This window comes from Citrobacter sp. Colony219 (genome assembly GCF_019382635.1).
GTDB lineage: Bacteria > Pseudomonadota > Gammaproteobacteria > Enterobacterales > Enterobacteriaceae > Citrobacter > Citrobacter youngae.
The window spans coordinates 4,724,742-4,725,022 of record NZ_CP080033.1 but is presented as its reverse complement, the minus strand read 5'-3'; the positions used below and the strand labels follow the sequence as shown (position 1 = coordinate 4,725,022).

Below are 281 nucleotides of genomic sequence, written 5' to 3'. Positions count from 1 at the left end.
GTGCATCAGCCAGGCGCAGATAAATACCATCACTACCGTTCCGGCCAGCACGCAGAATAGATTACGGAAACTCAGCGGCTTATGGTCCGGCTCTGAACCGATATTCTTCACCATCCACGACAGGCAAAGTAGACCAGTAGTGCAACGATAAGCCCGGCTCCGCACAGGTTGTAGGTCACTGCGTAGCCAAACTTATCGGCAATCACCGGTGCCAGCGACAACGACAGCAGTGAACCGATGTTAATCGACATATAAAACAGGGTGAAAGCACCGTCCAGACG

The 281-nt window shown here is 52.7% G+C and carries 1 pseudogene; it reads right to left on the bottom strand.

The features are described from left to right. Positions 1-281, bottom strand: a pseudogene (gene tppB / locus JTI85_RS21660) (dipeptide/tripeptide permease); the annotation flags it as partial.